Below are 18,153 nucleotides of genomic sequence, written 5' to 3'. Positions count from 1 at the left end.
CTCCCTACCGGCCTCCCCGAAAAGCGCCTATCGTTCCTTTCCTCGGCTTTGGCGGCCGTGAGGAGGTCAGGTGCGGTGACTGGGTACGTGTATGTCGAAAAGGACAAAGAGCCGCGGCAGATCCCGGAGACTCCCAAGTCGGTTCTCGGTAAGGTCGGCCTTATTCTGTCCGCATTCCGGGACAACGACTTCGCTCTCAGTCTCGCGGAGTTGACGGCCCGTACCGGGGTCGCCAAGGCCACCGTCCACCGGCTGTGCCAGGAACTCGTCGCCGGAGACCTCCTGGAGCGGGAGGGCGCCAAGTACCGGCTCGGGCTGCAGCTCTACGAGATCGGCCTGCGCGCGCCCCGCCAGCGCACCCTGCGCGAGGCCGCCCGGCCCGTCATCGAGAACCTCGCGCAGCAGCTCGACAACGCCGTGAACCTGGCCGTGCCGAGCGCCCCGGAACTGCTGGTGATCGAGAACGCCGGACGCCACCGCAACCGGGCCCGCTCCACGGCGGGCGGCCGTCACCTCCCGCTGCACTGCAGCGCCGCGGGCAAGCTCACCCTCGCCATGCTGCCCGAGCAGTACCCGCTGTCCAACGTCCTCCCGCTGATGGACCGCCGTACGCCGCACACCCTCACCCCCGCCCGGCTGGCCGCCGAGCTGGTCCGGATCAGGGAGCAGGACTACGCCGTGGAGGTCGAGGAGGCCCGTCGCGGCTATCTCGCCGTCGCGGTGCCGGTGCGCGGTCTCGACCACGCGTATCTGGCCGCCCTCGCGGTGATCGCCCCCACGGCGGGCAGCAGCATCCCCCGGCTGCACACCGCGCTGACCGAGGCGTCCCGCGACATCACCGCGCGGCTCGCCGTCTTCGAGGCCCACCGCGCCCCGCTCTGAGCACACTTCAGCGACGCTCTGACCCGCTTCAGCGGTCGGCCACCGGCGCTCCCGCCGCGTCCTCCACCAGCATCCGCGCAATGCCCTCGGCACTGAAGACGTCCCGGGAGGCGAGGGCGACGCCGCCGTGGATCCCGGAGTCGCTGCCGAGCTGGGCCGTGGTGATGGTCAGCTTGCGGGTGGCCAGGGGCAGGGCGCGCTGGTAGACGGCGGCGCGGACCCCGGAGAGGAGGTCGTCGCGCAGCTCGCTCAGCGGCCCGCCGAGCACCAGGGTGCGCGGGTTGAACATGTAGACCAGCATGGCCGCGATCTCGCCGATCTCGGTGGCGGCCTGGCGCAGCGCGCGCACGGCGGGCGGGTCGTTGTCGGCGACGCGCTCCGCCAGGACGTGCACGCCGTACAGCGGGTCCTCGTCGGTCGACTCGGGGATGCCGAGGCCACGCAGGATGCTCCGGTGGGAGGCGATCGCCCCGACGCAGCCGACGTTGCCGCAGGAGCACAGGGCGTCGCCGCCGCCGATGGCGCGGATGTGGCCGACGTCCCCGGCGGCGCCGTCCGCGCCCCGGTACACCTCGCCGTCCGCGGTGATGACTCCGGCCCCGATGCCGGTCGAGATCTTGAGGCACAGCAGCGGAGTGTCCATGCCGTCCTGGCAGGCCTCGCCGAGCGCCATCAGGTTGGAGTCGTTGTCCACGATGGCCGGGGCGCGGAAGGTCCTGGTCACCCACTCGGCGACCGGATAGCCGTCCCAGCCGGGCATGCCGGTCGGCTGCACCGGGCAGCCGCGCTGGAAGTCCACAGGCCCGGGCAGCCCCACCACCACTTCGCGGACCCGGTCCGGATCGCGCCCGTACGCCGCCAGCAGGCCCGACAGCCGCTCGGCCACCGCGGCCAGGACCGCGTCCGGCCCGGCGGCGACCCGGATGTCCACGGCCTCCCGCGCGATCACGCGCCCGGTGAGATCCGCGATCGCCACCCGGGATTCCAGCGTGTCCACGTCCGCCACGGCGATGGTCCCCGCCCTCGGGCTGAGTGTCAGCACCCTCGGCGGCCGCCCCCGCACCGACTCGCTCGACCCCAGCTCCTGCAGCAGGCCCCGCCCGACGAGATGGTCGACCTGCTGGCCGACCGTCGACCGGGCCAGGCCGCTGCGCCGCGCGATCTCGGCGCGGCTGGTCGCCTCCCCTGACACCACGAGATCCAGCACGCTGCGCAATGCGGAAGGCACCGCGGGCAGCAAGGCCCTATCGGTAGCGCGCGCCTCGGGTTTATGCACTTTCACGTACCTAATCTCTCCCTCTCGCGCCCAACGGCGTTGCCGCCTGCCCGACAGGCTGTTCATTGGACCGGCTTTAGTCAAGAGAAAAAACTAAAAACGGCATCTTGCCTTGGCCATGCGAACTAACAGACGGTGTGGGCGGCAGAACCCGCACGGTCCCATCCCTTTCCGGAGAGGAATCACCTCCATGGCCAAGCAGACGCATCGGATCGGCATCCTGGGCAGCGGCAACATCTTCGGCCGGTACGTCACCGGGCTGGCCCGCTACCCGGAGCTGGAGATCGTGCGCGTGGCCGACATCGACGTGGCGCGCGCCAAGGCGGCCGCCGCCGAATACTCCATACCGGCCTGGGGCGATGACGCGGAACTGTATGCCGACGCGTCGGTGGACATCGTCGTCAATCTGACCCCGCCGGTGCACCACGGGCGCACCATCATCACCGCGCTGGAGTCCGGCAAGCATGTGTACGTGGAGAAGCCCCTGGCCACGACGGTGGCCGAGGGACGGACCGTACTCGAAGCGGCCGCCCGCAGCGGACGCCTCCTCGGCTCGGCGCCGGACACCTTCCTCGGCAGCGCGGGCCAGACCGCGCGCAAGGCCATCGACGACGGGCTCATCGGCACACCGATCGGCGCCTCGGCGTTCATCCGCCACAGCAAGGCGGAGACCTGGCATCCGGACCCGCGCTTCCTGTTCCAGGAGGGCGGCGGCCCGGTGATGGACATGGGGCCGTACTACTTCGCCCTCCTGGTCAACATGCTGGGCCCGGTCAGGACCGTCACCGGGTCGAGCCGGATCGGGGCGGAGCGGCGGACGGTGACCGCGCCCGGCCGGGCCGTCGACTCGATCGACGTCACGGTCCCCACCCACGCCGCTGCCGTGCTCACCTTCGCTTCCGGAGCCATCGCGACGATGCAGATGAGCTTCGACATCTGGGACACCGACCTGCCCTTCATGGAGATCTACGGCACCGGCGGCACGCTGTCCCTGCCGAACCCGAACCACTTCGACGGCGATGTGCGGCTCAGGCGGCACGGCGACGCCGAGTGGTCCGTACTGGAGCCGGTGGTCGACCTGTTCGGCGCTGTCGGCACCAAGGAGCAGGCCCGCCGCGGTCTCGGGGTGCGCGACCTGGCGAACGCCGTCGAGGGCGGCCCGCACCGGGCCGACGCCCCGTTCGCCTTCCATGTGCTGGAGGCGATGTGCGCCGTGGAAGCGGCCTCCGTAGAGACGCGTGTCGTGACGCTGGACAGCACCTGCGAACGCCCCGAGCCCCGCTTCTCCGCCTGAGCGCGCAGCCCCCTTCAGCCACCAGCCGCGTAGGAAAGAGGACACCGCATGACGATCGGCGAGAAGAACATCGCGATCAACCCCCTGCAGTTCGTGCAGACCGAGGACGGCTGGATCGACCCCGCCCTGGCGCCGCCGCTCCCCGAGCGGCTGAAGATCATCAGCGATGCGGGGATCCGCGCGGTGCACGCTGACGTCCCCGCCGACATGACGGCCGCCGAATACGGCAAGCTGCTCTCCGACCACGGTCTCGCGCCCGCCCCGGGCTACATATCCGGCCCGCTGCCGGAGGATGACGCGAGCCTGCGGGCGCATCTCGACAAGACGGCGCGGATCAGCGAGCAGCAGGCCGAACTGGGCCTGTCCACGGTTTTCGTGGCCACGGGCATGTCCAAGGAGGCACCCCGGGTGAAGCGCCCGGCGGTCGGCGCGGAGTCCGACCCCGCCCGGCTGGAGCGGGTCCGCGACGTGTTCGCGAAGATGGGCGAGACCACCCGGGCCAACGGGGTGGCCTCGGCCTTCCATCCGCATGTGGGCACCTGGGCGGAGACGGAGGAGGAGACCCGGTTCATCCTCGACACCGTGCCCGCGGACACCCTCTCCTTCGGCCCGGACATCGGCCACCTGGGCTGGGCCGGTGCCGATGTCCCCGGCCTCCTGCGCGACTACGGGGACCGGGTGGCCGCGATGCACATCAAGGACTACCACGCCGAAGTGGCCGCCCGGGGCAAGGCCGAGGGTCTGGACTACCGCGCCACGGTCCTCGCGGGCCTGTGGGCCGAACCGGGGCACGCCTCGGTGGACATCCCCGGGCTCATCGCGGCACTGCCCGGCACCTTCGACGGCTGGCTGATCATCGAGGTCGACCGGGGTGCGCGGGACACCGCCGAGGAAAGCATCCGGCTGTGCGGCAAGTGGGCCCGGCAGAACCGCTGAACGACGCGCGACAGCACAAGGTGAGGAGGTGCGCGATGCGACGAGTGGGGCTGACCGGGGCCGTTCTCGCCCTCGTGTCCGCGACGGCATGCGGTGGCGGCGGCGTCTCCGGCATGGGGAACGGGGACAAGACCCTGACCCTCGCGGTGGGGGTCACCGCCACCCCCTGGGATCTGGCCTCGGCCGGTCTGGGGGACTACATCAACTACTACGAGCCGGTCTTCGACTCGTTGGTCCGCCTGGACAAGAACGCGGAGGCCACCCCCAACCTGGCCACGTCGTGGCGGTACGACACCTCGCGGACCGTCCTGACGATGAAGCTCAGGAAGGGGGTGAGGTTCACCGACGGCACCGCCCTGGACGCCACCGCGGTGAAGGCGAATCTGCTGCACACCAAGGAGGGCACGAACGAGGCCGCCGGAAAGCTGAAGGCCATCGACACCGTCGAGGCCGTGAACCCCTCCACGGTGGCCATCCACCTGTCGGCGCCCGATCCCTCGCTCGTCACCAGCCTGGGCGACCCGTCCGGCATGGTGGCCAGCCCGAAGGCGCTGGACGGGAAGCGGGGCCCGGTCGGCTCGGGGCCGTATGAGCTGGACAAGGCCGCCTCGACCAACGGCAGCGTCTACACCTTCACCCGCAACCCCCGCTACTGGAACACCAAGGCGTTCCCCTTCAACAAGATCGTCATCAGGACGATCAGTGACCCGACCGCCCGCCTCAACGCGCTGCTGGGCGAGCAGGTGGACTGGGCGCGGATCGATCCGCGGAGCGCGAGCCAGGTCAAGGGCCGTGGGCTGCGGGTGAGTTCACATGTGGACGCCGTCGAGGGCCTGTACATCTGGGACCGCGCCGGAAAGATCGTTCCGGCCCTGGGCAAGGTGAAGGTCCGCCAGGCCCTGAACCACGCCTTCGACCGCGACGCCATCGCCAAGAAGATCAACATGGGGTATGCCACCGCGACCTCCCAGATGGCCATCCCCGAGAGCAGCGCCTACGAGAAGTCGCTGCAGAGCAAGTACGCGTACGACCCCGAGAAGGCCAGGAAACTGCTCGCCGAGGCGGGTTACCCGCATGGTTTCACGGTGACGATGCCCGACGTGTCCTCGGTGGCGGCGGCCCAGCAGGCGGTGATGACCCAGGCGCTGGAGGACATCGGCATCAGGGTGAAGACCAAGAAGGTGCCGAGCACCGAGCTGTTCACCTCACTCCAGCGGGGCAAGTACGCGATGTCCTGGTTCAAGCTCGCCTCGTACCGGCCCTGGGACTACATCTCCACCCAGCTCACCGAGAACGGCGCCTGGAATCCGGCGGGGGACTTCGACCCGAGGCTCAACCAGCTGATCGGCAAGGCCCGGAAGGCGACCGGCGCCACCCAGCTGCATCTGTTCCAGCAGATCAACCGGTATGTGCAGACGAACGCGTTCAACGCCCCCTGGGACGTTCTCGACTCCGTCCACGGCGTCTCGAACAGCATCAAGGTGACCCCGCAGCCGTTCGAGTCATCCATACCGATCTACCAGATGACCCCGGCATCCTGAGGAAACGAAAGAGGGTTGCGATGCTGACATTCCTCATACGCCGCGTGGCGGCCGGGGTGGTGCTCCTCTACGTCCTCGCCACGGCGGCGTTCGCGATGATGAGCCTCACCGGCACCGATGCCGTGCGCAACATCTCCGGCAACACGGCCACCGAGGCGCAAGTGGCGGCCAAGACCCATGAACTGGGCCTCGACCGCCCGTGGCTCAGCCAGTACGGAAGCTGGCTCGGCCACGCCGTCCGCGGTGACTTCGGCGTCTCCTGGTTCAGCGGTGACTCGGTGTCCGCCAGCCTGGCGCTGAAGGTGCCGGTGACCCTGTCGGTCGTGGTGGCCGGGCTGGTCCTCGCGACGGTGCTGAGTGTCGTCCTCGGGGTGGCCGCGGCCGTACGGCGGGGCTGGCTCGACCGGGTCGTCCAGCTGCTGGCGATCCTCGGCTACGCGGTCCCCAGTTTCCTGGCGGCGCTGGCGCTCTCCGTGATCGTCGCGGTGAAGCTGCGCTGGCTGCCCGCGACCGGATACGTGCCGTTCGAGGCGTCGCCCTCGGGATGGTTCACCTCGATCACCCTGCCCGCCGTCTCGCTGTCCATCGGTGTGATCGCGGCGACGGCCCAGCAGGTCCGGGGCTCGGTGATCGACGTACTGCGCCAGGACTTCGTCCGGACGCTGCGCAGCCGGGGACTCAGTGAGCGCCGGGTGCTGTTCCGGCATGTGCTGCGCAACGCGGCGCCGCCCGCGCTGACGGTGCTGTCCGTGCAGTTCATCGGCCTGGTCGGGGGCGCCGTCATCACCGAGAAGGTGTTCGGGCTGCCCGGGGTCGGCTCGGCGGCGGTCACGGCGTCGACCAACGGCGACACCCCGCTGGTGATGGGCGTCGTGGTGTATCTGGTGTTCATCGTGGTGGCGGTCAACCTCCTGGTGGACGTCGCCTACGGCTGGCTCAACCCGAAGGTGCGCGTACGATGACCGACTCCCCCGGCGAGACCACGCTCGCCACCTCGTCCGCGCCCGGTACGGCCGACGCGCTCCCCCGCCGCAGCGGTGTGTGGCGCCGTCTGCTGCGCAACCCGGTGGCGGTGGTCTGTCTGGCGGTGCTGGCGCTGCTGGTCCTGGCCAGCGTGTTCGCGCCGCTGCTCACCTCCTACAGCCCCACCCGCCCGACGCTGCTGGACACGTTCGCCCCGTTCGGCGCCGACCATCCGCTCGGTGCCGACAGCGTGGGCCGGGACGTCCTGACCCGGCTGCTCTACGGCGGGCGGGTGAGCCTGCTGGGCGCGTTCATCGCGGTCGCGGTGGCGCTGCTGATCGGTGTCCCGGCCGGGCTGGTCAGCGGCTACTACCGGGGCTGGGTCGACGCCGCGTTCAGCTGGGTGGCGAGCCTGGTGATGGCCGCGCCCGCCATCATGGTGCTGCTGGTGGCCATCGCGGCGATCGGGCCCAACGCCAACGCGGCCATGGCGGTGCTCGGTGTCATCCTCGCGCCGGGCGTCTTCCGCCTCGTCCGCGCCTCGGTGACCTCGGTGCGCGAGGAGCTGTACGTCGACGCGGCCCGGGTCTCGGGCCTCGGCGATCTGCGGATCGTGCGCCGCCACATCCTGCCGGTGGTGCAGGCGCCCACGATCATCCAGGCGGCGCAGATGTTCGGTGTCGCCGTCGTCATCCAGGCGGGCATCGAGTTCCTCGGCCTCGGCTCGGCGAGCGAGGCCAGCTGGGGCGCGATGCTCAACGAGGCGTTCGCCAACCTGTACATCATGCCCACGCTGCTGGTGGGGCCCGGAGTGGCCATCGTCGTCACTGTCGCCTCGATCGGGCTGCTGGCCAACGCGCTGCGGGACACCCTCCTGGAGAGCGGTTACGCGGCTCCCGCCCGCCGCCCGGGGCGTACCAAGGCGCCTGATGCCCCGCCTGCCAAGTCTGCCGCTGCCGACTCTTCCGCCAGTGACGATGACAGCGGCGCGCTGCTGACCGTACGGAATCTGAGGGTGTCGTATCCCACCCGCGACGGTGAATCCACGGTCGTCGACGGGGTCTCGCTCAGTGTCCGCGATGGCGAAGTCGTCGGGCTGGTCGGCGAGTCGGGGTCGGGGAAGAGCCAGACCGCCTTCTCCGTCCTGGGCCTGCTCCCGCCCGAGGCGCGGCGCGAGGCCGACGGCCTCTCGTTCGCCGGACAGGATCTGCGGCGCCTGAGCGGCAAGGCCATGAACGGTCTGCGCGGTCGGCGGATCGCCTACGTACCGCAGGAGCCGATGTCCAACCTGGACCCGTCCTTCCCCATCGGTACCCAGCTCGCCGACCCCATGCGGCTCCATCTGAAGATCTCGGCCGGTGAGGCGCGCAAGCGGGCGCTGGCTCTGCTGGAGCGGGTGGGCATCGCCCAGCCGGAGCGGGTGTACGACGCGTATCCCCACCAGATCTCCGGTGGCATGGCGCAGCGGGTGCTGATCGCCGGTGCGGTCTCCTGCGACCCCGATCTGCTGATCGCCGACGAGCCGACCACGGCACTGGATGTCACCGTCCAGGCGGAGGTGCTGGACCTGCTGCGGGAGCTGCAGCGGGAGCGCCGGATGGGCATGATCCTGGTGACCCACAACTTCGGTGTCGTCGCCGACATCTGCGACCACGTCGTCGTCATGCGGTCCGGGAAGGTGGTCGAGTCGGCCCCCGTCGGGCAGCTCTTCGCCAACCCGCACCACGCGTACACCCGGATGCTGCTGGCGTCGACGCTGGAGGACGCCCCGCACCGTACCCCGCTCGCCGACGGCCCCGCGGCCCACGCCACCGTGCAGGAGAAGGCATGACGACGATCCCGACACCGCAGCCGGACACCCCGGGCACCCCGGCTCACGGCAGCGTCCTGGAAGTCGACCGGGTGGTGGTGGAGTACCCCGCCAAGGGGTGGCGCACCCCGCCGTTCCGGGCGCTGCACGGGGTCTCGCTGGACATCCGGGCGGGCGAGACCGTGGGGCTGGTCGGCGAGTCCGGCTCCGGGAAGACCACGCTCGGGCGCGCCGTGCTCGGCCTGGCCCCCGTCTCGGAGGGCCGGATCGCTTACGCGGGCCGGGACATCTCACGGCTCGGCGCGCGCGAGCGGCGTGCGCTCAGCGACGAGATCCAGGTGGTGTTCCAGGACCCGTACACCTCGCTGAACCCGGCGATGACCGTGGGCGACATCCTCACCGAACCGCTGCTCGTGGCCGGTGTGTCACGCGGTACGGCACACGGGCGCATCCGCGAACTCCTCGACCAGGTGAGCCTGCCCACGGACGCCGCTCACCGGCTGCCCCGGGAGTTCTCCGGCGGACAGCGCCAGCGCATCGCGATCGCGCGGGCGCTGTGCCGCGACCCCAAGCTCATCGTGTGCGACGAACCGGTCAGCGCGCTGGACCTGTCCACCCAGGCCCGGGTGCTGGATCTGTTCATCGACATCCAGGAGCGCACCGGGGTCGCGTATCTGTTCATCACCCATGACCTGTCCGTCGTGCGCCGCATCAGCCACCGGGTGGCCGTCATGTACGGCGGGAAGATCGTGGAATCCGGTGACACCCGTGCGGTGACGGCCCAGCCCCGCGACCGCTACACCCAGCGGCTCATGCTCGCGGCCCTCGTACCCGACCCGGACCGGCAGCGGGACCGCCGTGAGCAGCGTCGCGGGCTCGCGGCGGCGGGCTCGTAGCCCCGTGTCCAGGAGCCATGTGTCCCGTAGCCATGTGTCCCGTAGCCATGTGTCCGGGACAGCCACCGACGCGGGGAGACACACCGTGCCCGACGCTTACGGATTCACCCGGTACGGCGGACCGGAGACGCAGGCCTTCCTCGATCCGCCGACACCCGTGCCCGGCCCCGGTGAGCTGCTGATCGCGGTGTACGCGGCGGGCGTCAACCCGGTGGACTGGAAGGTCCGCGCCGGTATGCACCGCGACTTCCTCCCCCTCGACCTCCCGGCCGTTCTCGGCCGGGAGGCGGCGGGGGTGGTCGAGCGGGTCGGCGAGGGTGTCACCGGCTTCGCCGTCGGCGATCCGGTGTTCGGCAGCAGCGCGGCGGGCTGCGGCGGTTACGCACGCTTCGCCGTCCTGACCGCGAACCGGACGGCGCGGAAGCCCGACGGGATCTCGTTCACCGACGCCGCGGCGCTGCCCGTGGCGGCGGGGACCGGCTATGACGCGGTGCGTCTGCTCGGTCCGGCGCCCGGCGAGACCCTGCTGATCCTGGGCATCGGGGGCGGTGTCGGCGTCGCGGCGGCACAGATCGCGCGCGAGGCCGGGGTGGCGGTCGTCGGCACCTCGGCCGAGGCCAAGCGGGAGTTCGTCACCTCGCTGGGCGCCACCTCGGTCCCCTACGACAGCGGCCACTTCGGCGAGGAGCTGAAGGCGGCCCTGCCCGAGGGCCCCGACATGGTTCTGGACCTGGTGGGCGGCGCGGCGCTGGAGGGTGTCGCGGCGCTGATCCCGCCGCGCTACCGGGTGCTGACGGTGGCCGACGCTCGTACGGCGGCCCGGTTCGGCGCCCGGCCGCTGACCCGTAACAGCTCGCCACAAACCCTCACCGAGCTGGCCCGCCGGGTGGTGGCGGGACGGCTGGACCCACGGGTGACCAGGGTCTTCCCCTTCGAGGAGGCCGAAGCGGCGCTGCGCGAAGTCGAGTCCGGCCACCCGTGGGGCAAGGTGGTGCTGGAGATGCGCCGAACCTGACGCACCGTTATGCGCCGGTCCGGACAAGGCCGCTCAGGACCATCAGGACGGTGGCGCACAGCGCGGTGACGGCGAACACGGTGAACCCCCAGCCCTCCGCGTTGCCGTCGACGAGACGGCCGCCGAGCCACGGGCCGAAGACGGCGCCGAAGCGGCCCATCCCGGACGTCCAGCCGATCGCGGTGGCCCGGTTCTCGGTGGTGGAGCGCCCGGCCACCGTCGCGTACACCATGGTCTGGGCGCTGAAGAGCCACAGACCGGTCAGGAAGACGACGGCGTAGGTGAGTGCCAGGGGCATGTGGACGCCCAGCAGATAGATGCCGAGGGCGGTGCACCCGAACCAGATGGCCGCGACGCGGGCGGCGCCGAAGCGGTCGGCGGTGCGCCCGGCCAGCAGCATGCCCACGATGCCACCGAGGTTGATGACGATGAGGAAGGACAGCGCGGAGCCGAGTTCATAGCCCTGGCCGCGCATCATCGTGGGCAGCCAGGTGCTGACGCCGTAGACCAGGAGGAGCCCGCCGAAGGAGGCACACCAGAAGAGCACGGTCTGCGGCCAGCGGCCGTCGCGGAAGAGCGCTGCCAGGGCGCCCCAGCGGTCGGGCGGCGCCGTGGGGGCGTGGGTGGTGGCGGGCAGTTCGACCTCGTAGTGGCGGGCGAGGCGGCGCGCCTCGTCGGTGCGGCCCCGGACGATGAGGAAACCGAGGGATTCGGGCAGGAACTTCGCCACCAGTGGCACGGCGATGACGAGCGGCGCCACCCCGATCCAGAAGGCGGAGCGCCAGCCGAACGGCTCCACCACCCACAGGCCCAGGCAGGCGGCGAGGATGCCGCCCGCTTGGTGGGCGGTCATCAGCAGTCCGATCATGAGGTTGGAGCGGCCGCGCGGGGCGTATTCGGCGACGAGCGTGATGGTGGTGGGCAGCAGCCCGCCGAGGCCGAGCCCGGCGATGAACCGGGCCAGCCCGAACACTTCCAGGGTGGGGGCGGCCGCGCACAGGGCCGAGGCCAGCGAGAACACCACGGTGCACCCGATGATCACCTTCTTCCGCCCGGCCCGGTCGGTGAGCGTGCCCGCCGACAGGGCGCCGAGCAGCATGCCGAACGTGGCGTAACTGCCGAGGTCACCGGCCCGGCCGGGGGTGAGTCCGAGGTCCGGGTCGTCGAGCATGCCCGGCAGCACGGCGCCGTAGATGAACAGATCGAGGCCGTCGAAGAGGACGACCATCCAGCACAGGCCGACGACCACGGCGGCCAGTCGTATGCCGTGTGTTCCGGCGGGGGCGGTTGTCGGGGACATGGGGGTTTCCTCTCGTCCTGGAGGCCGAGGCCCCTCGAAGGGATGGAGGGAGGGTCAGTCGACGGGCGGTGTGCCGTGGGTGTGGAAGGACTCGATGGTCTTCAGACCCCAGGCCTGACCCTTGGCGCGCTCGGCCTGGGTCCAGGTGATCAGCGGCCAGTCGGGGGCCAGGACGAGGCGGGTGAGCGGGTTGCACAGCTCGATACGGTTGCCGCCCGGCTCGTAGACGTAGAGGAAGAACGTCTGCTGGATGGCGTGCTTGTGCGGGCCGGTCTCGATGTGGACACCGTTGTCCAGGCACAGATCGGCGGCGCGCAGGATGTCCTCGCGGGTGTCGGTGGCGAACGCGATGTGGTGCAGCCGGGCGTGGGAGCCGGACCAGTCCTCGGTGTAGACGAGGTCGTACGACTTGTTGGTGAAGGTCAGCCACTGGGCGGCGAGCCGTCCGGTGTCGAGGACGATCTGCTCGGTGGGGCGGGCGCCGAGGAGGTCGCGGGTGAAGACCGCGTTGGGTTCGACGTCGGCGGCGAGGAAGTTGACGTGGTCGAGGCGGCGGACGCCCACGCCGTGGGCGGGTTTGGCCTGGGGCTGGTTCTTCAGCCCTGGCGCCAGCTCGGGCGGTGCCTCGTACCACTCGCTCTCCCAGTACAGGGCGAGTTCATGGCCGTCGGGGTCACGGGTGACATAGAGCGGGCCGATGCCCGGTTCGTCCTCGGCCCAGTGGCCGTCGTGTCCGGCCTTCTCCAGCGCCTCCACCCGGCGCCGCAGGGCCTCCTCGCCGGACACGCGCAGCGCGGTGCGGCGGATGGCGGCGGTCCGGTGTGCGGTGAGGGTGAGGCTGTGGTGTTCGTAGTCGTCCCAGGTCCGCAAGTACACCGAGTCGCCGGAGCGGCCGTTCTCGGTCAGGCCGAGGATGGTGGTGAAGAACCACAGGCTGCGGTCCGGGTCGGGGGTGAGCAGTTCGACATGCCCGAGGTGGGCGATGTCCCCGAGCGGCGGGGCCATCGGCAACTCCTTTGAGGTGAGGGGGAGTTCAGACGGGACGGGGGAAGACCGTGCCGTCGAAGAGCTTGCGCGCGGTACGGACGACCGCGGCGATGTCCTCGCCGACGTTTCCGGGGACGCGCAGCCCCGCGGCGACGCTCGCGGCGCCCAGCACGCCGATGGCCGTATGGCAGCGGACGGGGACGAAGGTGCGGGTCATGACGGTGCCGCCGTAGGCGCGTCGGGCAGATCCTCGGCCAGGAAGTACGCGCCCTTGGAGGTGCCGCCGCGCATCAGCATGCAGCGCCCCCCTCGGGACCGCTCATGCCAGCTCCCCCGTGACCTGCGGGGTGACGTCGCACAACTCAGGCTGGTGCGGTTCGGAGAAGAACACCGGCGGCGTGCCCGCCCGCCACACGAAGTCACCGGCGTGCGCGCTGATCACCAGCGTCGAGCGGGTGGCGGTGGGCGCCTTGCCGTGCGTCATAGCCGAACTCTCCTTGATGGACGGGTCGTTGACCCTCCACCCCTGCCGCGCCATGCGCGCGACGCGTCATTCGCGCAACGCGTCGATCACACCCGCGAGGTGGGTACGGACGGCCGACTCGGCCGCCCGTGGGTCCCGGGCCCTGATCGCTTCGATCATGGCCAGATGCTCGCTCAGGGACTGCTGGGGCCGCCCCGGCCGCAGGGCGAGCTGGAAACGGTGGCGCACCAGCTGCGCGTTGAGCCGCTCCAGCAGTTCCACGGCCACCTGCTGGCCGGAGATCTCCCTGATGCGGGCGTGCAGCTCGTGGTTGAGCCGGGAGTACGTCATCGGTTCGCCGTCGGCGACCGCCTTGGACATCGCCGCGCCCAGGTCGGCCAGCTCGGTCAGCTGCTCCTCACTGGCCTCGGCGGCCGCCTTGGCCGCGCAGAGGCCTTCGAGGACCATGCGGCACTCGGTGATGGCCACCGCCTCCTCGACGGTCACCACCCGCACCCGCGATCCGCGGTTGCGGATCCGTTCCACCAGCCCCTCGGACGCCAGGTCGATCAGGGCCGCGCGGATGCTGGCCCGGGTCACCCCGAACTGCTCGGCGAGTTCGTTCTCCACCAGCCGCTGGGCGGGCGCCATGTCGCCGCGCAGGATCGCCTCCCTCAGCTGCGTCAGCGCGTGCTGCTTGGCCTGTTCTCCGGTGCCTGGACGGGCTTCCTTCGGCATCGTGCTCTCCCTGAGTGAGTGCGTGTCGAAGGTAAATCTAGGCCAACAAGATTGTCAACGATTTTGTTGGCTACATTGCCGACAGAGCACTCCGCTCGTACGGGCGGCCATCGAGGGCATCAGGGGCGAGGTCTGGCCCCTCAGAGCTGATGGATGGCGAGCTTGAACTCGGCGAGCACCAGCCTCACCGGAGAGCGGCTGTTGTGAGAGACCATCAGCGCCAGTGGTGTCCCCGGATGCACGAAGATCTCATGGTGCTTGGTGAAGCACTGCATGCCGCGGCTCGGGGGACGGTGATCGGTGGCGGTCGAGTCCGCACCCGTGGACAGCCCGAGCGGATCCCGTACGAACCGGTCCCGTAATTCGCTGTAGCCCCCGGCCTCCCACTGGACCATCGCCGTCAGCGCGCCCCACCCGTCGGCCGAGGGCCAGATCAGCCCCGCGCGGTCATCGGTACGCCAGTTGCGGATCGTATAGCCGTCGGGCTGGGCCACTTGATGCATGCCCCGCGCGTCGTAGGCCTCGGCAGTGCCGAAGGGGAACCGCACCACGCGGTAGCCGCCGGGCTGGATCACCTGCGGTTCAGCGACGATCAACGAACAGATCTGCACGGCCACGATGTCTCCAGCGGGTCGGCCGGGGCGCACCCCGGGACGTATGCGGGGTGGCTCCTGAAGCCTTGTACGGGGTGACTCCTGGAGCCTGGGGCCAGTCTGCGACGGCGTGTGCCGAGTGTCCATGAACCCCACCAGACCCGGAAACCCGCGCTGCACCAGCTCTTTACAACGATGTAAGCGGGTGATGGCATACCCCTGCCCGCTGAACCGCACTTCCGCGCCCCGGAGTTGACCATGCCCAGCGCCGCCACCGCTCCGCCCGATATCCCGAACGATGTTCCACGACCCGAATATCCGCGTCCCGGTTTCGTCCGCGAAGACTGGCTGAACCTCAACGGCACCTGGCAGTTCGCGTTCGACCCCGGCGACAGCGGTCTGGAACGCGGCTTGGTGCACGCGGAGTTAGGCGGGCGGATCCTCGTCCCGTTCTGCCCGGAGTCCGAGCTGTCGGGGATCGGGGACACCGACTTCCACCCCGCCGTCTGGTACCGGCGTACGGTGCGGATCCCGGCGTCCTGGGCCGGGCGTCGAGTGCTGCTGCACTTCGGGGCGGTCGACCACGACGCCACGGTGTGGGCCGACGGGCGCGAAGTGGCCCGGCACAGCGGCGGGTTCACCTCCTTCACCACCGACCTCGGCGATGTGGCGGGCGCGGCCGGGGGCGGCGAGGCCGAGGTGACGATCGTCGTACGGGCGCGGGACGCCCGCCACGGGCCGCAGGCGCGTGGCAAGCAGGCCACCGACTACGCCAACAGCGACTGCCACTACACCCGCACCACCGGCATCTGGCAGACGGTGTGGATGGAGCCGGTGCCCGAGGTCCATCTGCGCAGGCCCCGGATCACCCCCGACCTCGGCTCCGGCGCGTTCCACCTCGAACTGCCGCTCAGCGCCAACCGCCCCGGCCACCGGGTCACGGCCACGGCACGCGACGCGGACGGCGCCACGGTGGCCGAGGCGACGGTACGCGCCGACCTGGACTTGGCGCCACGGCTGGTGCTCACGCTGCCCGAGGACGCCGTCAGGCCGTGGTCGCCGGAGGACCCGCATCTGTACCGGATACGGATCGAGCTGCGGGACGCCGACGGCCGGGCCGTCGACCGCGCCGAGTGCACCGCCGGGCTGCGGTCGGTGGCCATCGACGGCAAGCGGCTGCTGCTCAACGGCCACCCCGTCTTCCAGCGGCTCGTCCTCGACCAGGGCTGGTACCCGGACGGGCTGATGACCGCGCCGGACGATGCCGCCCTCGTCCGCGACATCGAACTGTCGCTGGCCGCCGGGTTCAACGGGGCCCGGCTGCACCAGAAGGTGTTCGAGGAGCGGTTCCTGTACCACGCGGACCGGCTGGGCTATCTGGTGTGGGGCGAGTTCGGCGACTGGGGGGCGAACCAGGGGCGTACCACCGGGGACAACCAGCGGCCGACCGCCGGTTTCGTCGCCCAGTGGCTGGAAGCCGTGGAGCGGGACTACTCCCATCCGTCGATCATCGGCTGGTGTCCGCTCAACGAGACACACCAGGAACTCCACGACCGGCAGACCGTCCTGGACGACGTCACCCGGGCCATGTTCCTGGCCACCAAGGCCGCCGACACCTCCCGCCCGGTGCTGGACGCCTCCGGCTACTCCCATCGCGTGGCCGAGACCGACGTCTACGACTCGCACAGCTACGAGCAGGACCCGGAGGCGTTCCGCCACCAGATGGCGGGGCTGGACAAGGACGAACCGTTCATCAATCCAGACCGCACGGGCAATCCCGGGAAGCGGGACACCGACGCGGTGTGGTCGCTGACGTACCGTGGCCAGCCGTACTTCTGCAGCGAGTTCGGCGGCATCTGGTGGAATCCGGAGGAGGCCGCGGCCGCCGGGGACGACCGCGATGTGTCCTGGGGTTACGGGGAACGGCCACGGAGCGAGGAGGAGTTCCACGAGCGCTTCGCGGGGCTGACGGCGGCGCTGCTGGACGACCCCCAGATGTTCGGCTACTGCTACACCCAGCTCACCGATGTGTTCCAGGAACAGAACGGCGTCTACCGCTTCAACCGCGGGCCCAAGCTGGACGTGGCGCGGGTGCGAGCGGCCCAAGTGCGCCCCGCAGCCTTCGAGGAGGGGCGGTGACCGACCCCTCACGGCGCGGTCTGCTGCGCGGGGCGCTGTACGGCGCGGGCGCCGCCGCCACCGGGTCAGCGCTCACCGGCTGCGGGTCGATCGCCGGAAGCGTGGCGAGCCCGGACGAGATCAATTACTGGAACCTGTTCACCGGCCCGGACGGCGCGCTGATGAAGCAGCTCACGCGCGACGTCGAGAAGCGCACAGCGGGTCTCAAGGTCAGGACGACGGTCCTGGAGTGGGGCCCGCCGTATTACACCAAGCTCGCGATGGCCTCGGCCGGTGGCCGCTCGCCCGACGTGGCCATCATGCACCTCACCCGGCTGGCGGGCTACGCCCCCGGCGGTCTGCTCGACCCGTGGGACATGGATCTGCTGGCCGAGTTCGGCCTGAAGCGGGACGACCTCAACAGCACGCTCGTCAAACGGAGCCTGTACGAGGGGACTCCGTACGCCATCCCGCTGGACACCCACCCCTTCGTGGTCTTCTTCGACCGGGACGTCCTCGACAAGGCGGGTCTGCTGACCGGCGAAGGGCGGCTCGTGCCCTTCGAATCGCCACGGCACGCCCTGGAGCTGATGGACAAGCTCCGCAAGGACGGTGGCAAGCTCGGGCCCGTCTTCGGCCACTCCAACGACCCGGCGATGAGCTGGCGGATGTTCTGGACGCTGTTCAGCCAGACCGGCGCCACCTTCGACCTCAGTGGCGAGCGGGCCGAGATAGACGAGGACACCGCCGTCGAAGTGGTGCGTTTCATGGCCGAGCTGGCACGCGACAGCCGCACCATGGACGTGCAGACGGCGATCGCCGCCTTCGCGGGCGGCCGGTCACCGATGATCTTCTCGGGCGAGTGGGACATGGCCACCTACCAGTCAACCCTGAAGGACCGGCTGGGCGGCGCCCCCATCCCCACGTTCTACGACCGTCCGGCGGGCGCCGCCGACAGCCACGCGCTGGTGCTGCCGCACCAGGACAACCCGGATCCCGAACGGCGCCGCCGCACCCACCAGTTCGTCGCCGGGCTGGTCAAGTCCGGGCTCCAGTGGGCGGCGGCCGGTCATATCCCGGCGTACACCCCGGCGGTCTCGTCCGCCGCGTACGCCAAGCTGCGCCCGCAGTCCGAGTACGCGGCCGCCGCGCAGCAGCTCGCGCTCGACCCTCCGGTGTGGTTCGCGGGCTCCGGCTCGGACTTCCAGACGCGGATGTCCCAGGCGCTCGACCCCGCGATCGGCGGCTCGTCCCCGGCGAAGGCGGTCCGCACGATGGTCTCCCAGATCAACACCCTGCTGGCCCAGCCGAATCCGGCCTGATGGCGAGGGAAACACAACG

General features: G+C 70.6%; 15 protein-coding genes and 2 pseudogenes. 10 read left to right on the top strand and 7 right to left on the bottom strand.

The window, feature by feature from the left end; translation table 11 throughout:
* The first annotated feature begins 57 nt into the window (after positions 1-57).
* Positions 58-882, top strand: coding sequence for an IclR family transcriptional regulator (locus tag ACWC5C_RS17990; RefSeq protein WP_450876326.1), 825 nt, complete (start codon positions 58-60; stop codon positions 880-882).
* Between the two features lie 28 nt (positions 883-910).
* On the opposite strand, the gene ACWC5C_RS17985 is transcribed toward ACWC5C_RS17990, so the two are convergent.
* Positions 911-2,110: an ROK family protein gene (locus ACWC5C_RS17985; RefSeq protein WP_450876325.1), complete on the bottom strand. Its 1,200-nt coding sequence runs from the start codon at positions 2,108-2,110 to the stop codon at positions 911-913.
* 238 nt (positions 2,111-2,348) lie between these two features.
* Between ACWC5C_RS17985 and ACWC5C_RS17980 the strand changes: the two genes are divergently transcribed.
* The 7 genes from ACWC5C_RS17980 to ACWC5C_RS17950 all read left to right on the top strand — a co-directional run bounded on the left by ACWC5C_RS17980 (position 2,349) and on the right by ACWC5C_RS17950 (position 10,613).
* Positions 2,349-3,452, top strand: a complete 1,104-nt coding sequence (locus ACWC5C_RS17980) for a Gfo/Idh/MocA family protein (protein WP_450876324.1) — start codon at positions 2,349-2,351, stop codon at positions 3,450-3,452.
* Positions 3,453-3,500: 48 nt separating this feature from the next.
* Positions 3,501-4,388 (top strand): sugar phosphate isomerase/epimerase family protein, encoded by an 888-nt coding sequence (locus ACWC5C_RS17975; protein ID WP_450876323.1) that lies wholly within the window; start codon positions 3,501-3,503, stop codon positions 4,386-4,388.
* A 35-nt stretch (positions 4,389-4,423) separates the two neighbouring features.
* The gene (locus tag ACWC5C_RS17970) at positions 4,424-5,929 is read left to right on the top strand and encodes an ABC transporter substrate-binding protein (protein ID WP_450876322.1); all 1,506 of its coding nucleotides are present in this window, start codon (positions 4,424-4,426) and stop codon (positions 5,927-5,929) included.
* Between the two features lie 20 nt (positions 5,930-5,949).
* Positions 5,950-6,891 (top strand): ABC transporter permease, encoded by a 942-nt coding sequence (locus tag ACWC5C_RS17965; RefSeq protein WP_450876321.1) that lies wholly within the window; start codon positions 5,950-5,952, stop codon positions 6,889-6,891.
* Positions 6,888-8,723 (top strand): dipeptide/oligopeptide/nickel ABC transporter permease/ATP-binding protein, encoded by a 1,836-nt coding sequence (locus tag ACWC5C_RS17960; protein ID WP_450876320.1) that lies wholly within the window; start codon positions 6,888-6,890, stop codon positions 8,721-8,723. Before ACWC5C_RS17965 ends, ACWC5C_RS17960 begins: the two co-directional genes overlap by 4 nt.
* Entirely contained in the window at positions 8,720-9,598 is an 879-nt protein-coding gene (locus ACWC5C_RS17955) for an ATP-binding cassette domain-containing protein (RefSeq protein WP_450876319.1), read from the top strand. Before ACWC5C_RS17960 ends, ACWC5C_RS17955 begins: the two co-directional genes overlap by 4 nt.
* Positions 9,599-9,683: 85 nt before the next feature.
* Positions 9,684-10,613: an NADP-dependent oxidoreductase gene (locus ACWC5C_RS17950; RefSeq protein ID WP_450876318.1), complete on the top strand. Its 930-nt coding sequence runs from the start codon at positions 9,684-9,686 to the stop codon at positions 10,611-10,613.
* Between the two features lie 7 nt (positions 10,614-10,620).
* Here ACWC5C_RS17950 and ACWC5C_RS17945 read toward each other — a convergent pair whose 3' ends face one another.
* The 6 genes and pseudogenes from ACWC5C_RS17945 to ACWC5C_RS17920 all read right to left on the bottom strand — a co-directional run bounded on the left by ACWC5C_RS17945 (position 10,621) and on the right by ACWC5C_RS17920 (position 14,718).
* Positions 10,621-11,913, bottom strand: coding sequence for an MFS transporter (locus ACWC5C_RS17945; RefSeq protein ID WP_450876317.1), 1,293 nt, complete (start codon positions 11,911-11,913; stop codon positions 10,621-10,623).
* A gap of 54 nt (positions 11,914-11,967) precedes the next feature.
* A complete protein-coding gene (locus ACWC5C_RS17940) occupies positions 11,968-12,918 on the bottom strand; it encodes a catechol 2,3-dioxygenase (RefSeq protein WP_450876316.1) in 951 nt (316 codons plus the stop codon).
* Positions 12,919-12,946: 28 nt separating this feature from the next.
* Positions 12,947-13,129, bottom strand: a pseudogene (locus ACWC5C_RS17935) (4-oxalomesaconate tautomerase); the annotation flags it as partial.
* Between the two features lie 171 nt (positions 13,130-13,300).
* Positions 13,301-13,384: pseudogene (locus ACWC5C_RS17930) on the bottom strand (PIG-L family deacetylase); the annotation flags it as partial.
* A 66-nt stretch (positions 13,385-13,450) separates the two neighbouring features.
* Positions 13,451-14,101 carry a GntR family transcriptional regulator gene (locus ACWC5C_RS17925; protein ID WP_450876315.1) on the bottom strand — a complete coding sequence of 217 codons (651 nt, stop codon included), beginning with the start codon at positions 14,099-14,101 and terminating at the stop codon, positions 13,451-13,453.
* A gap of 140 nt (positions 14,102-14,241) precedes the next feature.
* Complete coding sequence (locus ACWC5C_RS17920; protein ID WP_450876314.1) at positions 14,242-14,718, bottom strand: hypothetical protein; 477 nt, start codon at positions 14,716-14,718, stop codon at positions 14,242-14,244.
* 234 nt (positions 14,719-14,952) lie between these two features.
* Here ACWC5C_RS17920 and ACWC5C_RS17915 point away from each other — a divergent pair, with 234 nt between their 5' ends.
* Both ACWC5C_RS17915 and ACWC5C_RS17910 read left to right on the top strand, forming a co-directional pair.
* Positions 14,953-16,833: a glycoside hydrolase family 2 protein gene (locus tag ACWC5C_RS17915; RefSeq protein WP_450876313.1), complete on the top strand. Its 1,881-nt coding sequence runs from the start codon at positions 14,953-14,955 to the stop codon at positions 16,831-16,833.
* Entirely contained in the window at positions 16,830-18,134 is a 1,305-nt protein-coding gene (locus tag ACWC5C_RS17910; RefSeq protein WP_450876312.1) for an extracellular solute-binding protein, read from the top strand. The genes ACWC5C_RS17915 and ACWC5C_RS17910 overlap by 4 nt, the downstream gene beginning before the upstream one ends.
* The last annotated feature ends 19 nt before the right edge of the window (positions 18,135-18,153 follow it).

The organism is Streptomyces sp. NPDC001700 (genome assembly GCF_053596435.1).
The sequence above is the reverse complement of the archived record's forward strand: the minus strand, read 5'-3'. Positions and strand labels throughout refer to the sequence as shown.

Coding starts and splice junctions, on each gene's coding strand:
- ACWC5C_RS17980 (WP_450876324.1), top strand. CDS start 2,349: ATGGCCAAGCAGACGCATCGGATCGGCATCCTGGGCAGCGGCAACATC.
- ACWC5C_RS17975 (WP_450876323.1), top strand. CDS start 3,501: ATGACGATCGGCGAGAAGAACATCGCGATCAACCCCCTGCAGTTCGTG.
- ACWC5C_RS17970 (WP_450876322.1), top strand. CDS start 4,424: ATGCGACGAGTGGGGCTGACCGGGGCCGTTCTCGCCCTCGTGTCCGCG.
- ACWC5C_RS17965 (WP_450876321.1), top strand. CDS start 5,950: ATGCTGACATTCCTCATACGCCGCGTGGCGGCCGGGGTGGTGCTCCTC.
- ACWC5C_RS17960 (WP_450876320.1), top strand. CDS start 6,888: ATGACCGACTCCCCCGGCGAGACCACGCTCGCCACCTCGTCCGCGCCC.
- ACWC5C_RS17955 (WP_450876319.1), top strand. CDS start 8,720: ATGACGACGATCCCGACACCGCAGCCGGACACCCCGGGCACCCCGGCT.
- ACWC5C_RS17945 (WP_450876317.1), bottom strand. CDS start 11,913: ATGTCCCCGACAACCGCCCCCGCCGGAACACACGGCATACGACTGGCC.
- ACWC5C_RS17940 (WP_450876316.1), bottom strand. CDS start 12,918: ATGGCCCCGCCGCTCGGGGACATCGCCCACCTCGGGCATGTCGAACTG.
- ACWC5C_RS17925 (WP_450876315.1), bottom strand. CDS start 14,101: ATGCCGAAGGAAGCCCGTCCAGGCACCGGAGAACAGGCCAAGCAGCAC.
- ACWC5C_RS17915 (WP_450876313.1), top strand. CDS start 14,953: ATGCCCAGCGCCGCCACCGCTCCGCCCGATATCCCGAACGATGTTCCA.